13 protein-coding genes are annotated in these 14,240 nt (G+C 45.2%); 2 read left to right on the top strand and 11 right to left on the bottom strand.

From position 1 onward, the window contains the following. Nucleotides 1-137 precede the first annotated feature (137 nt). The 7 genes from MHB63_06735 to MHB63_06765 all read right to left on the bottom strand — a co-directional run bounded on the left by MHB63_06735 (nt 138) and on the right by MHB63_06765 (nt 9,257). Entirely contained in the window at nt 138-458 is a 321-nt protein-coding gene (locus MHB63_06735) for a WXG100 family type VII secretion target (GenBank protein ID MEK3806277.1), read from the bottom strand. Nucleotides 459-825: 367 nt separating this feature from the next. Beyond that, nucleotides 826-3,231 carry a carbohydrate binding domain-containing protein gene (locus tag MHB63_06740; GenBank protein MEK3806278.1) on the bottom strand — a complete coding sequence of 802 codons (2,406 nt, stop codon included), beginning with the start codon at nt 3,229-3,231 and terminating at the stop codon, nt 826-828. A 416-nt stretch (nt 3,232-3,647) separates the two neighbouring features. Then, nucleotides 3,648-4,916: a glutamate-5-semialdehyde dehydrogenase gene (locus tag MHB63_06745; protein MEK3806279.1), complete on the bottom strand. Its 1,269-nt coding sequence runs from the start codon at nt 4,914-4,916 to the stop codon at nt 3,648-3,650. Nucleotides 4,917-4,932: 16 nt separating this feature from the next. Further along, nucleotides 4,933-6,054 carry a glutamate 5-kinase gene (proB, locus tag MHB63_06750; GenBank protein ID MEK3806280.1) on the bottom strand — a complete coding sequence of 374 codons (1,122 nt, stop codon included), beginning with the start codon at nt 6,052-6,054 and terminating at the stop codon, nt 4,933-4,935. 29 nt (nt 6,055-6,083) lie between these two features. After that, a complete protein-coding gene (gene proC / locus MHB63_06755; GenBank protein ID MEK3806281.1) occupies nt 6,084-6,926 on the bottom strand; it encodes a pyrroline-5-carboxylate reductase in 843 nt (280 codons plus the stop codon). Between the two features lie 434 nt (nt 6,927-7,360). Beyond that, nucleotides 7,361-8,518, bottom strand: coding sequence for an ABC transporter permease (locus MHB63_06760; protein ID MEK3806282.1), 1,158 nt, complete (start codon nt 8,516-8,518; stop codon nt 7,361-7,363). Continuing rightward, nucleotides 8,508-9,257, bottom strand: coding sequence for an ATP-binding cassette domain-containing protein (locus MHB63_06765; protein MEK3806283.1), 750 nt, complete (start codon nt 9,255-9,257; stop codon nt 8,508-8,510). Before MHB63_06765 ends, MHB63_06760 begins: the two co-directional genes overlap by 11 nt. 192 nt (nt 9,258-9,449) lie before the next feature. Between MHB63_06765 and MHB63_06770 the strand changes: the two genes are divergently transcribed. Both MHB63_06770 and MHB63_06775 read left to right on the top strand, forming a co-directional pair. Continuing rightward, nucleotides 9,450-10,148, top strand: coding sequence for a LytTR family DNA-binding domain-containing protein (locus MHB63_06770; GenBank protein ID MEK3806284.1), 699 nt, complete (start codon nt 9,450-9,452; stop codon nt 10,146-10,148). A gap of 12 nt (nt 10,149-10,160) precedes the next feature. Then, nucleotides 10,161-11,150 (top strand): GHKL domain-containing protein, encoded by a 990-nt coding sequence (locus MHB63_06775; GenBank protein ID MEK3806285.1) that lies wholly within the window; start codon nt 10,161-10,163, stop codon nt 11,148-11,150. A 14-nt stretch (nt 11,151-11,164) separates the two neighbouring features. Here the strand turns inward: MHB63_06775 and MHB63_06780 are convergent, their stop codons facing one another. From MHB63_06780 to MHB63_06795, 4 genes are all read right to left on the bottom strand, one after another. Further along, nucleotides 11,165-12,004 carry an NAD(P)H-hydrate dehydratase gene (locus MHB63_06780; GenBank protein MEK3806286.1) on the bottom strand — a complete coding sequence of 280 codons (840 nt, stop codon included), beginning with the start codon at nt 12,002-12,004 and terminating at the stop codon, nt 11,165-11,167. Between the two features lie 10 nt (nt 12,005-12,014). Beyond that, nucleotides 12,015-12,803 (bottom strand): cytochrome c oxidase assembly protein, encoded by a 789-nt coding sequence (locus MHB63_06785; protein ID MEK3806287.1) that lies wholly within the window; start codon nt 12,801-12,803, stop codon nt 12,015-12,017. Between the two features lie 2 nt (nt 12,804-12,805). Then, nucleotides 12,806-13,246, bottom strand: a complete 441-nt coding sequence (locus MHB63_06790) for a DUF2243 domain-containing protein (GenBank protein ID MEK3806288.1) — start codon at nt 13,244-13,246, stop codon at nt 12,806-12,808. A gap of 138 nt (nt 13,247-13,384) precedes the next feature. After that, entirely contained in the window at nt 13,385-14,203 is an 819-nt protein-coding gene (locus tag MHB63_06795; GenBank protein ID MEK3806289.1) for an SDR family oxidoreductase, read from the bottom strand. Between the last annotated feature and the right edge of the window lie 37 nt (nt 14,204-14,240).

Below are 14,240 nucleotides of genomic sequence, written 5' to 3' on the forward strand. Positions count from 1 at the left end.
TACGCATCCGTCATTCATTCCTTTTCTTTCATCTACCTGCTTTTTTTTCTTTTTCTTATTATAGTTAGGATCGTGATCATACCGATGACTCATAACGCACCTCTAAACTTTCAATCTTATTTTTCACTTAGGAATTCTTACTGCACATCCAGCTTCTTCAGCCTCAATATGCGCTCCATTCTCTCTAATTCTTCCTGTCTTTCAATCTCTTCGCGCACGCGGTCGACGGAGTCTGCTGCTGCTTCTAGTTCGCGGCTGATGTCGTACAGGTTGTCTGAGTGGCGCTGGAAGAGGATTTTGGTTTCGTCCATGGCGGAATCGAATTTGTCGCGGGCTTTGCCGCTCCATGTTGCTGCTTTTTCGTTTGTTTCCTGCACGAGCTTTGATTCCTGGTCTTTGACGGAATCAGATGCCTGCTGAAAAACTCTTGCAAGAGCTCTGACTTGTTCAGAATTCATTTTTTTCACCTCTGTCGTTTTGACATTTTCTATGTACTTTCGTCTTTTTTCATCAAGATTTACACGTTTTTGAACATATAAGAAAATATTACTAGAACACGCTTCCAATTTCCATAAGTCCCCAGTATCAAATTCTGATTCTGTTTGTTCAGCTTTTCATATGGTAAAAGTCATGTTTTTCCCACACATTGAAAGAATGGCGTTATTTAACAGGACTATCAGATGGGATAACAAAAGAAAATTATCCCATTTATCTGATACCACATACCCACGTATTTTCAAACCTGATTCTGTGAAAATTTCCAATTAAAATAACCCGGAGAAGTCTCCGGGCTTTTGTTTCGTTCTTTCAGTTGCTTGATCAGCATTATTGCTTTACTTTAAGGACCACATCATCAATCACTATTTCATGCTCTCCAATCGGTGATCCGGCTGCTTTTCCCATCAGGAATTTTAATGCAGCTGTTTCGTCGGAAGGCATGACGAACTCATAAGTATATGTCTGCATCTCTTCTATAACGGTAGGCTTTTCTCCGAGGAAGCGGGTATACTGGGCGTTTTCAATCGTCAATTCCAGTTCTCTTGGCTTGCTTGATTTTGCTTTAAAGGAAACCTCGTACGTTACGTTCCTGGACAGCTTCATATTTTCCTGCTGAAGAATGACGCTCCAAGGTTCATTTCCTTCGTTACCTACCGTGATCTTCGCTTCACCGTTTTCAGCTGCTATGCCTGCATCTGCATCGTAATGGATGTAAGAGGTCCATGGTGCTAAACCTGCACTGAAATCTCCGTTTTTCAAAGGATTTTGATCCACGTTGCCGTCTTTCGTTTTTAAGAGAACGACATCATCGAGGTACACATCCTCTTTTGATCCTCCAGCGTTCAGAAGAAGCTGTGCTTCCATGTCACTTTCTTCAGTCATCGTGAAGACAATTGTATTTTCTTCCATAGAAGTTGTCAGATCGATTGTTGTCGGCTGTGAATAATGGATGCTGCCATCCTGATCACTCACGTTCAGTTCGATTGTTCTTGGTTTTGCAGCTCTTGCTTTAAACGTCAGGGTATATTCATTTCCCTTTACAAGCTGAAGGCCTTTTTGCGAAAACTGAACAGACTCCGGTGTTTTTCCGCCGTTCTTGATGTCCAATCGCGCTTCTCTAGTCCCCTCTTCAACGCTTGCATTTGCTTTTGCCCCTTCTGTATGAAGGTTCCAGTACGTCAGCCTGTCCATGTTTCCCTGGTCGAAGGTTCCGTTGTAAACATGATTTCCATTGGAAAGCATTGGTTTTGAAGCATTTTCTTCAAGAGGCTCTCCTGATATATCCTCCACGCGCACATTTCCAATCCATACTGGACTTGTGCCGTTTCCGCCGAGATTAAATTCCAGCCTGGACAGGATGTCTGTTTCATTGCCCATCTTAAAGGTATAAGAGTAAGATTTCAGCTCTTCCGTAAGTGCGAAAACTTCTTCATTCGAGTACTTTACCCAGCCTCTTTCAGCGCCGGCACCCGTTTTCACCATGATATTTCTGGCTGAATCAGACTTTGCATCAAAGCTCACTTTGTATGTGCCGCCCTCGGCGAGAGAAAGATTCTGAATCAGCTGCAGCGAATAGAGCTGACTTCCCGGGTTTGCGACCGTTATCTTCGCTAAATTCTGATCCACTGTAATGGTGCCCTGTCCTCCAAAATCAGGAAGATGGACAAAGTTCCAATAATCGCGGCTGAAAAGATCGTCTCCAGAATCCACATCGGTAATAGGCTGCTCAAATGCTGCATCGTAAATATAATTGCCGTCGCTTAAAGGCTGTTTCGCATCAGCCGGAAGTACAGCAGGTTCATCAGCAGGCTCTGTCGGTGTCTTATACTTGCCGTTTTTCAGATCAAAGACGCGCACATAATCAATTTCCATTTGCTTCGGAAAAAAAGTTGATGCATCCGGGTCCCCGTCAAACCAACCGCCAACGGCCAGGTTCATGATTAAGTAAAAGTTCTGATCAAAGGGTGCAGGATAACTGAAATTCGCAGCGTTTCCGGTCCCTTTTGAGTACCATTTGTTCTGTGTTTGATAATGCTCACCGTCCACGTACCAGCGCAGTTCACCGGGTTCCCATTCAAGCGCATACGTATGCCAGTCTTCCGTTGTCGAGCCATCCTTAAATTCATAATCTTTGCCTGTATATTTGTTGTTCGGCCATCCTTCCCCGTAGTGAATCGTACCGGCTACAAGGTTTGGCTTGCTTCCCCATGATTCCATAATGTCGATTTCCCCGGAAGCTGCCCATGTACCGTATTTATCTTCTTCAGGAAGCATCCAGAGCGCAGGCCATATTCCTTTTCCAGTAGGAAGCTTTGCCTTCATTTCATAGCGTCCATATTTATGGCTGAAGAGTCCTTTTGTTTTTACTTTAGCCGACGTATAGTCGTATGTGCCGAACTGATCTGTGGTCTGCTCTTTTATTGCTTTTAAAATGAGCTTTCCATCTTTTGTGTAAGCGTTTTCTTTAGAGTCCGTATAATACTCTTTTTCATTATTTCCCCAGCCCGGCGCAATTCCGTTTCCATTTTCATCTACAATCCAGTTGCCGATATCAAAGTCCCATTTACTACTGTCAATTTCACTGGTGTTAAATTCATCTGCCCATACAAGCTCCCACTTGGGTTTCTTCACGTTTTCTCCCTGCCCTTTCTTTTCGGTTCCATTGTCTGCATGAACAACACTGCCAGCAATGGCCATAAAGAAGCTAAGCATTAAAGCGGCGGTTTTCTTCAAAGAATCCCCTCCCCAAAAAATAGTCTGCATCTATAAGTCTACCTTCCGCTTTATTTAAACTGGAGGCAGATAATTTTGTATAGGGGAGCAGGATTTTGGAAAAATGGAGAGGCTTATTTTTTACTTGGCATTCTAGCTTTTCTTTAAAATGGGTATTTATGTTAAAATTAATTTATAATTAGTGAGAGTGATGTAAGGGGGTGCTGATTTTGCATAATAGCAGCAAAAATCAGAAGAAATCAGACGAAAAATGGACAGTGATGTCATTGGCTTTTGGTGCAGCGATCGGAGCAATATTAGGATTAATAGCTTACAATAATCATTGGCTGGGCTGAAGGCTTATTTTTTATGTACGTTTTACAACATAGCCTTTTCATAAGAAAGAGCACCCATTTTCATGGGTGCTCTTAGAAGTCCTATCGAATCTGGCCGTTTCCTCTCATCATAAACTTCACTGTTGTCAGCGCCGGCAATCCCATCGGCCCGCGTGCGTGAAGCTTCTGTGTGGAGATGCCGATTTCAGCGCCGAATCCGAGTGCGCTTCCGTCTGTGAAGCGGGTTGAAGCATTGTGATAAAGCGCGGCAGCATCGACCAGCTGCATGAACCGGTCAGCTGTTTCTCTGTCTTCTGTGATAATAGCCTCTGAATGCTTTGTTCCGTATTGATCGATGTGATCAATGGCTTCTTCCAGAGTTCCGACCGTTTTCACTGCCAGATCAAGGCTCAAGTATTCGTTTGCCCAGTCTTCTTCACCGGCTGGAACAACATTCGGAAGAGCATCTGCAGCCATTTCATCTCCGTGAAGAGTGATACCGTGATCCTTTATAGCTTTTGCAAGCTGGTCACTGTTTTCTTTCAGCCAGTCTTTATGAACAATAAGAGTTTCGGCTGCATTGCATACTGCCGGGCGATCTGTTTTTGCATTGATTATAATGTTCAGCGCTTTTTCCACATCCGCCTTATTATCTACGTAAATATGGCAGTTCCCAACTCCTGTTTCAAGCACCGGCACGGTTGCATTTTCAACAACTGCTTTGATTAAAGAAGCTCCGCCGCGCGGAATCAGCACGTCAATATGTTCTTTCATGGTAAAGAGCTGCTGGGTTGCAGCGCGGTCTGTCGACGCAATGAACTGAACGGCTTCTTTAGGAATTTTTGTTTTTTCAAGTGCACGGTGCATGACTTCTACAATTTTCATATTAGAAGAGAGAGCGGAAGATCCGCCTTTAAGCACAATGGAGTTGCCTGATTTCAACGCAAGTCCTGCCGCATCTGCCGTCACGTTTGGGCGTGCCTCGTAAATCATGCCGATAACGCCGAGAGAAACGCGAACTTCTTCTACCTTCAGCCCGTTTTCAAGCGTCCTTTCAGATAAGACATCTCCTGTTGGATCGGGAAGGTCTGCAACCTGCCGCAGCCCCTCTGCAAAGTCGCCGACGCGCTCCTGTGTAAGCGCAAGACGGTCCATGTAGGCTTTGTCATATGCTTTTTCTTTTCCTTTTGAGAGGTCTTCCTCATTTGCTTTTAAAATTTCTTCATAAGAACGCTCAAGCTCGTTTGCCGTGATTCTCAGAGCCTCGTTCTTTTCTTCCGTCGTTAACATGCTTAACGTTTTCGCTGCTTTTTTTGCTGTGATTGCCTGTTCTTCCACCGTCATCGGTTTAAGAGCTGCAATACTCATCAAAACGCCTCCTGTTTTATTAACTCGGCACCTTCATCGAGAAATCCAGAGAGCAGACAAACGTCTCCTGATCAATCGCTGCGGCCGATTCATTGTTTTCCTTCACATCTTTAAGCTGCTCTGTAGAAAAATTGATGCGGCCAAGGCCGAATTCTTCTTCGTCTTCATCCAAAATCGTGACAACTGCCCCGCCGTTAAATCGTCCTTTCACTTCCTGAATATCAAGCGCGTAAATATCTCTCCGTTTATCAATAATGGCTGCTTTTGCTTCATTCGAAATCATCACTTTGCCTTCCGGACCTGAGTGGAACGCAATCCATTGTTTCTTGCGGTCAAGGTTAAAGGCATTGGCTTTCGGTTCAAAATACGTTCCTTTCGCCTTTCCGTTTACAGCATCCATTAAAATATCTCTTGTGCTGGATTTCCCAAGGAATGACTGGATACCTGAAGCCATGGCAATCTTAAATGCGGCAATCTTGGATTTCATGCCGCCCGTACCGACTGCACTTCCCGAACCGCCGGCTGCCGCTTCAATCTCAGGCGTGATGGCATCCACTTTTTCAAGCAGCTTCGCATTTGGATTGCTGTTCGGATTATCATCATAGAGTCCGTCGATGTCGGATAAAATAATCAGCAGATCAGCTCCGATGAGAGCGGCAACTTTAGCTGAAAGAGTATCATTGTCTCCGAATTTCAGACGGTCGACTGTGATTGTGTCATTTTCATTCACAATTGGAATGATTCCGCGCTGAAGCAGCACTTCCATCGTGTTTTTCATGTTTCCGTAGCGTGTTTCATCTGAAAAGTCGCCTCTTGTGATTAAGAGCTGGGAAGCGACATATCCGTGAGATAAAAAGAGCTCTGAATAAGATTCCATCAGCAGTCCCTGTCCGATTGAAGCGGCTGCCTGCTTTTCCGGAAGGTCTGATGGCCGGTTAATGCAGCCAAGCTTTCTGTAGCCTGCCGCAACAGCTCCTGATGACACAACGACGGTTTCATAGCCTGCATCTTTCAGTTCAACAATCTGGTCTGCAAGCTTTTCAAGCTTTCTGCGGCTGACTTCGCCGTGCATGCTTGTCAGTGAACTGCTTCCAATCTTAATAACAACTCTTTTTATCTGTTTCTCTTCTTCGTTTACCATCTTATCCCTCCTGATTTTTTTAAAACGGGCTAAGACGTCACCAACGCTCCGGCCATTTCTTCGTTCAGCTCTTTTGAACGTTTTGCAGCATGATAGACTGCTTCGGAAATGGCTTTTCCTCCATTGTTTTTGCGCAATGCTTCAAGCCCTGATGCCGTCGTTCCATTTGGAGAAGTTACTTTTTCTCTCAAGCTTGACGGTGCTTCATCATTTGAAAGAATCATTTTGGCTGCACCGAGAATCGTCTGGGCAACAATTTCGCGCACCATGTGTTCGTCCATGCCCTTCTCGACGCCTGCTTTCTCCATGTGCTCCATTAAATAGTAGAAATAGGCGGGTCCGCTTCCTGCAAGACCTGTGAAAATATCCATCTGGCTTTCTTCTATTAAAAATACTTTCCCCATACAGCTCAGCAGTTCTTTTACATGCAGAACGCTGTCCATGTCTGTATGCCTGCCCGGACTCAAGGCGGTCGCAGATTCCTGAATCATGCTTGACGTATTGGACATGACACGAACCGTTTGCTGTCCGTCCTTCAAGTGATCTTCCATGAATTCAGTCGAAATTCCGGCTAAAACGGAGATCACCACTTGATCCGGCCTTATTTTGTCTTTCAGTTCACCGAGTGCATCCGCTGCACCCTGGGGTTTCATTGCGAGAATAAATAAATCAATTTCGCCATATGGCAGTGCGTCTTTAGTCAGCGCCTGAATACCATACTTTGCATTCATCTCCTGAAGCCTCAACTGATTGCTTCTGTTTGTCACATACAGCTGATCAGCAGGAATAATTTCTTTCTGTACTATTCCAGCGATCATCGATTCTGCCATCGATCCCGCACCTAAAAACGCTACTCTTTTTTCTCTAAGCATAATGTGCCCCCTCTGTGTTCGCTGTGTTTCCGTTCGTTTTTTCAACGGTTACTATCGTAACATGCTGAGAAGCAGATTCAAGGGATAACAGGACATTCGTGAGGATACGGTCGAGATAGTGAAAGGAAGCGCTATCATCATGCGGTTTGCCTTCAACAAATCCGTTTAATCATGATTAATTCGGTTTTAAGCGGAAATATGGCGATATTTGCAGAGAACAAAAGCGCAAGCGCCAAGGCCCGCTCCGATAGGCAGATAAGAATCCGGCGGAAAAGTCCGGTTTTGACATTTTTGACGGATTTGTTCTGACAGAGGATCTAGGCGCTTCCGCTTGCCGCTGATAACTTTATTATGTTATTCACAGCCGTTTATTCTTTATAATTTCCTAACAAATGAAAAAAACTGCCGGCAATGTGATTGCCCGCAGCTTTATCCTAATTCATCACCCATTTGTCTTTTAAAAACAGGATTCTTCCAATGATTAAAGCGATGACCATAACGGCCAGGTTGCTTCCAAGGACAAGGAGAATATGATCATACTGGACGACTCCAAACAGGAGCTCCTTTAAAATTGTAAACAAATTCAGTACCGGAATCGCAAAGTGGTGGAGCTCAAATTCATTGATTCCGATGCTTGTCGTTGTTAATGCAGGGATGGTTCCAATCATTAAAACCGGAGAACTGTAGCTTTGGGATTCTTTTACTGTCTTGCCGATGATGCTTGTCAGCATCAGAACAGATGCCATAAACATCGCATAAATGACAGAGATAAGAAGAGCCATGCCGATAATGATCGGTGCATCGCTTCCAAATGAAACAGCTTTTCGAAGGTTCTCTGTTAAAAAGGCAACTTCAAGCGAGACGACACCAAGTGTAATCAGCCCTGTAATGGCTCCAAGAGAAGAAATGGCCAGCCACTTTGAGAAAAGCAGAGTCGTTCTGCTGACAGGTGTCATAAGAAGTGCTTCCATCGTTTTCTTCTCTTTTTCTCCAGCAAAAAGATCGGATGCTGCCGGACTGGCGCCAATCCCGATGGCAAGTGCAAGAATCATCGGCACTAATAAAGCCACGAGGTTAATGGTCGGGTCTTCCTGTGTCATTTCCTTCTGCTCAATGGCAAGCGGCTGGATCATGGACGGATCTGTACCATTTTCAGCCAGGCGATCACCTACAACCGTTTTTTCATAGGCAGTCAAAGCTCCCGATACAAGTGTCATCAGCGTCGATGAATTCTGACTGAAGGAGTCCCCGATCATGGTAATGGAAGCTGTTTTTCCATCCTCAATTTTCGCAGTAAAATCACTATCAAGAATCACAGCGGCCTGCGCATCGCCCTCTTTGACAGCCTCTTCAGGATTTCCGGTTTTGACCAGCTCCACATTTTTAAGAGGGGTGAACAATTCCGCTTCAGCCTGATTTATCGTTTCTTCAACAGCAAGCGTATACGTATCTTCTTCCCCGCCTGAAACCATGCGTTCATAAAACAGTGTCAGCCCCGTCATTAAGATAATCGGCAGAAGGACGGTAAGGATCAGTGTCCGGCTGTCGCGGAAACAATCCTTCATCTCTTTTATATAACAATTAAGAAGCATATTCATCTCTCCTCACAAGCTTACTCATGAAAATGTAATTTAGATCACGGCTGCCTTCTTCTTTATAAAGTCCTTCAAGATCTCCCTGATACACAAGTTCCCCTTTATGCATCATTGCGACAGAGTCGCACAGCATCGAGACTTCTTCCATAATATGGCTTGAAAACACAATCGTTTTCCCTTCACGTTTCAGCTGGTGGACAAGCTGCCTAAATACGTTTGAAGAGGTAATATCAAGACCTGTTGTGGGTTCATCAAACAGAATGATTTTCGGATTGTGGATGATGGCTCTTGCGATGGCCACTTTTTGGCGCATGCCTTTTGAAAAGCCACCGACTTTTCTGTCCAGGTAGTCTCTCATGCCGAACATTTTTGACAACTCATCAATCCTTACTTTTGTTTCATGCTTGCTCATTCCGTAAAGACGCGCAAAATACTCAAGATTTTCCCTGGCAGTCAGCCGGTCGTATAACCCTGTTTCTCCTCCAAACAGGACGCCAATCTGTTTTTTGATTGCGGCAGAATTCTTAACCGTATCGAAGCCGGCGACTGATACACTGCCTTCTGAAGGGGTGAGAAGTGTGGCAATCATCCGCAGCAGCGTGGTCTTTCCAGCTCCGTTTTCTCCAAGCAGTCCTGTAACTTCGCCTTCTTTCATTGAAAACGACACATGCTTCAAAGCAGTGACAAATGTTTTCTTATCCTTAAATGTTTTTGATACCGCCTGAACGTTTATCATTTTTCTTCACCTCGTATGCGTTCTTTTTGATGTCTTTATCATACAAACCTTTGAAAGGAGAATCTGCACTTATGTCGTGAAATGTGCTTTTCATGTCGCGAAAATGCCAAAACACTCCTTCAAGATGGTAAAATAAAGTGAATCTTCCTTCATTATGAAGTTCAGCATTATACACACAGAGGAGATTTTCGCATGAAAGTTGGATTAGTAGATGACCGGTATATTGACCTTGATAAACTGAACGGCATTCTTTCAGGCATTCCGGATGTTGAGATTGTGTTTTCTACACAATCTGCAGAAGAAGCCTATGAGTATATAAAAAAAGAAGCGGTGGATGTCCTGATTGCAGATATTGAAATGCCCAATCTGTCAGGCTATGAACTGGCAGATGTGATTCATTCGCATGCGCTCAATATTTCCGTCATTTTTGTGACCGGGAACAGCGGATATGCTGTGCATGCCTTTGAGCTAAATGTCCATGACTACATCATGAAGCCTTATCCGAAAGAAAGGCTCATAAAATCAGTTGAGCGGCTTATGGAAAAAACACAATCAGCAGATATTGCCGGGAGGCTTTACCTCAAGCAGAAAAACGACATTCACATCCTTCAGAAAAAGGATATTATCTTCATTGAACGTTCCGGCCGGTCGACGACCATCTACACGAAGAGCGGCGCCGTTAAAACATACCTGACACTAAATGAACTTGAAGGCGAACTTAGAGAGCGGGACTTTATCCGTTCACACCGGTCCTTTATCATCAACATTCACTACGTAAAAAACTTCTCTCTGTACGCCAAGAATTCTTATATTGTCACTTTCGAAGGATTGGACGGCCAGGCGATGATTACAAAAGAAAAAGTGGATTTTCTGCAGAAGCATTATTTTTAAGGCGGGGAAACAATGATCAATGAAAAAACATACTGGGTTCTGGCATCCTTAATTGGAGCGGTTCCTCTTTACATGGCTCTTGAGAAATTGTCCATTTCCTTTTCAGCTTATGCAGCAGGGTTGATTGCAGGAGGAGCGGGACTTATTCTAAGCCGGACAACCGTCTTTCATATGAATGGGCTGAGCGGAAAATGGCATCTGTTTTTAACGGTTCTTCAGATGGCTGTTGTTTCATTGTCATTAAGCGATCTGCCGATTCTTTTTCACACAGTGGTCCTTATCCTTTTTACGGGGACAGAAGCAATCAGGCTGACCGCCGCAAACAAGTTTTATGCTCTCAATCATGAGCTTGAACAGGCTGAAAAGCAGCAAACGCACCTTAACGAAACCTTTAAAGCGGTGCGGAGTGAACGGCATGACTTTTTAAAACATGTATCTGCCCTGCACTTTTTGCTAGAGCATCAAAAGCAGGAGGAGGCTAAAACCTATTTGGATGATCTTGTCGGAGAATATGAGCAGACGAACCTTTCAATAAAAGGCGAGCGCGGCATTGTGGCCGGAATGCTTCATCAGCAGTACAAACGCGCTCAAGCGGCAGGAATATCGCTTGTTTATGACCTTGACCTCCCTGTATCAGCCCTCCCTTTACCTGACAGGCACATTGTAGCCCTTGCCGGAAACCTGCTCTCAAACAGCATAGATGCTGCAGTAGAATGGCAAGCTGCAAGAGGCAAACAGGCTGAAGTGTCCATGCAGCTTTATAAAAAGAGCGGGCTTTATCTTCTTACCGTAAAAAACGCAACCCTGCCGCTGCCTGTAAATATCGTTGATCGGCTGTTTGAAGTTGACGGACTCACAACAAAAGGCGGAGAACATGATGGCCTTGGGACAAAAATCGCAAAAGATATTGTCCAAAAACACGGGGGATATCTCGACTTTATCCATAAAGATGAACAATTTACAGTGAAAATCAAAATACCTGCGGTTACTGGAGACATATAAAAAGAGCAGAAGGACTAATCCCTCTGCTCTTTTTCTTTCCATACTTCAGGAAGCAAATCCGTCAATTCATGCGCGAGCATTGTATGAGCCGATCTGGTCTTTGTCCACCTGTCCGCACAGGCGCCGTGAAGATAAACGGCGTTTAAAACCGCATGTTTCCAATCCTTGTGACAGCAGAGCATGCCGAGCATCATCCCGGTAAGCGTATCGCCGGTCCCGCCTTTTGCAAGGGCGCTGTTTCCGGTCGGATTGGTCCAGGCACTGCCATCCGGAAATGCCGTTACCGTGCCATTTCCTTTCAATACGATTGCAGCTCCGAGCTTTTTTGCCCAGTGCGAGGCAAGATGAAGTCTGTTTTCCTGCAGCTCAGTCACCTCTATACCTGTCAAGCGGGCAAATTCTCCGGGATGCGGAGTCAGAATAACAGGAGATTTCCTCATTTCGTAAGTGCGCTCTGACAGCGCACCTGCATCCAGGATAATGGGACAATCCCCCTGAAGAAGGTGCTGTACCGCCTTTTCCGTCTCCTCATTTGGTTCAAGTCCGGGGCCCGCAGCAATCGCTTTATATTCTGCTGTATTCACTTCTCCGTCCGCCGTTTTTTTGAGGCCGTTCCGCAAATACGTCGACTCCGGAAGTACCGGCACAACATAGGGAATGACCTCTTCCTCAGTCCCGATTACAAGCTTTCCAATGCCGCTGCGCATGGCCCCAAGCCCTGAAAGCAAAGCAGCTCCAGGCATATCCTTGCTTCCTGCCAGAAGAAGGCCGGTTCCATATGTGCCTTTATGTCCAGAATTCGTTCTTTCCGGGAGTGTTTCTTTTACATGACCTTCCGTCCATTCCTCCATCATTTTTCTCCTCTCAGTAAGTGTTAACGCTCTTGGGTTTGAATACCGGTTTTGAAGATCGGTACCATTTCAAACAAAGAATACAGATAATCAGTGCATCAATCACATCCCCGCCGTAATACATCAGCATGCTTCCAAGCTCTGCCTGATTGAGCGGCACTCCCTCAGGAGGGTGCGCATACAAATACTTGGACAGGATGCCATGGGCGGCAAGAGCTCCGAGCAATACCGCCGACCTGTACAAATAGCTTACTCTATGAAAAAAAGGATCTATGTAGAGCAGAGCCGCCGTAAAGAAATATCCTGCAAGAAACACGTGAAAATGAACGGCTGCATGCCAAAATGCCGACTGGTGCATCATGTGATACAAATCAGATGTATAAAGCAGCCAAAGCCCCCCGACATTTAAGAACGCTGCCGTGACTGGATGCGACAGGATGAAAAAAGGCCTGCTTTTCAGAATTCCCGTTACACGCCTAGCTCGGTCAGTATCAAGTGTTCTCAGCAAAAGCGTTCCAGGTGCAGCAAGGACCATTAAAAGAGGTGCAAGCATGCCCAGCAGCAAATGGCCGGTCATATGAAAAACAAAATGGCCGTGCGCTTTCTCAGCCAGCGGACCAAAAACAGCAGCGGCGGCACACAGATTTCCCGCAAACCAGAATGCCGTCCGGTAAACAGGCCACCTCCGGTACAGTCTGTTTGAATACACAACGGCCGCAGCGTATAAAACGGCAGCCAAAACAAATGGCGCAGCCATGATATATTGAATGCCTGCACTTAATGTGTGATGAGCATGGTGCATCTTCAGCCCGCCTGCTTTCTTTTTTCACGGAGAATGAAATACACTCCTGATAGGAGCATCAGGACAGCTGTGACATTCCAAATCCAGTCATAGATATAAACATTTTCGACATACCTTATCTGATGCAGCCCCATAAGCTTATGCTGAACAGTGCCGTCGTATAGCTGAAATGCCCCTGCCCCTGTGAGGACGCCTCCCGTCCATCTCCTCACATTGAGTGACTGCCGCCTTCTCAAATCAGCAAACAAAAATAATCCTCCGATTGTCGCAAACCAGCTGAATGCATGGAACAGCCCATCCGAAACGAGCCCGATATCCGTCGTTGCCTTATCATAGAAATGATGCCAATGAAGCAGCTGATGAAAGATGGTTTCATCAATAAAAGCGACAAGCCCAAGACCGAAAAGAATGCCTGACAAAAGGTTCTTCCTGCGCGCTGTCATATGTATCCCCTCTCAAATAAAGTATCTGTTAATCAAATTTCCCTTCCGAACCTGGATGTAAACGAAGCGGCGGCAGGGCTTTTGGATGATTTTTAAATGGAAGCCAACAAAGAAAAAACCGCCGTAATGGCGGTTTTCTCATTCCATTCTTGCTTCTCGGCTGACTCTGCACACAAGCCTCATTAATGCCCGGTGCGCGGCTGGAACCAGGAGGAAGAAGCCATCCATCGTTTTTCTTAGGGGCATTGGACAAATAACTGGCTGATTCCGGTGAACGCCCTCAATGGCAAGTTTCGCAATCTTTTCAGGTGTCATCATTTTTTGCTTTTTCATCTGGCTGCTCATTTTGTCTTTGTCGATGTTAATGGCGGTGGCTTTATTAAAAATAGGAGTATCCACGAAGGCGGGACAGAGGGCCGTTACTTTTACCCCGTATTCCCCCGCTTCATAGTGCAGGGATGTCGTGAGGCCGACAACTGCGTGCTTAGTGGCAGAGTAGGCGGCAGACACAGGTGCAGGACCGAGCCCTGCTGCAGATGCAGTGTTGACAATATGTCCAAAACCCTGTTTTTTCATAAGAGGATAAGCAGCCTGAGTACCGTTCACTGCGCCCCAGACGTTGACATCCATGATTGTTTTCCAGTGGTCTATAGACATGTCGTACAGCTCGCCGTACATGGCAATGCCGGCATTATTAAACATATAGTCCAGACGGCCAAATTCCTTGAATGTTTCAGAAATAAGCTGTTCAACAGAATTGAATTCGCTTACATTCATATGCACATATCTTGATAAAATCTCTTTATCATTAAATGCTGCTTCTGCTGTCTTACCTTCCTTGTCATCCACATCTGCTATGATGACAAAAACCCTCTTATCAATAAGTTCCCGGCATATTGCTTTGCCGATTCCTGATGCCCCGCCTGTCACAATCGCAACCTTTTTGACCTCATCCATGCACATTCCTCCAATTGGAATATTTACCCACAAATCT

Source organism: Bacillus sp. FSL H8-0547 (genome assembly GCA_038002745.1).
GTDB lineage: Bacteria > Bacillota > Bacilli > Bacillales > Bacillaceae > Bacillus_P.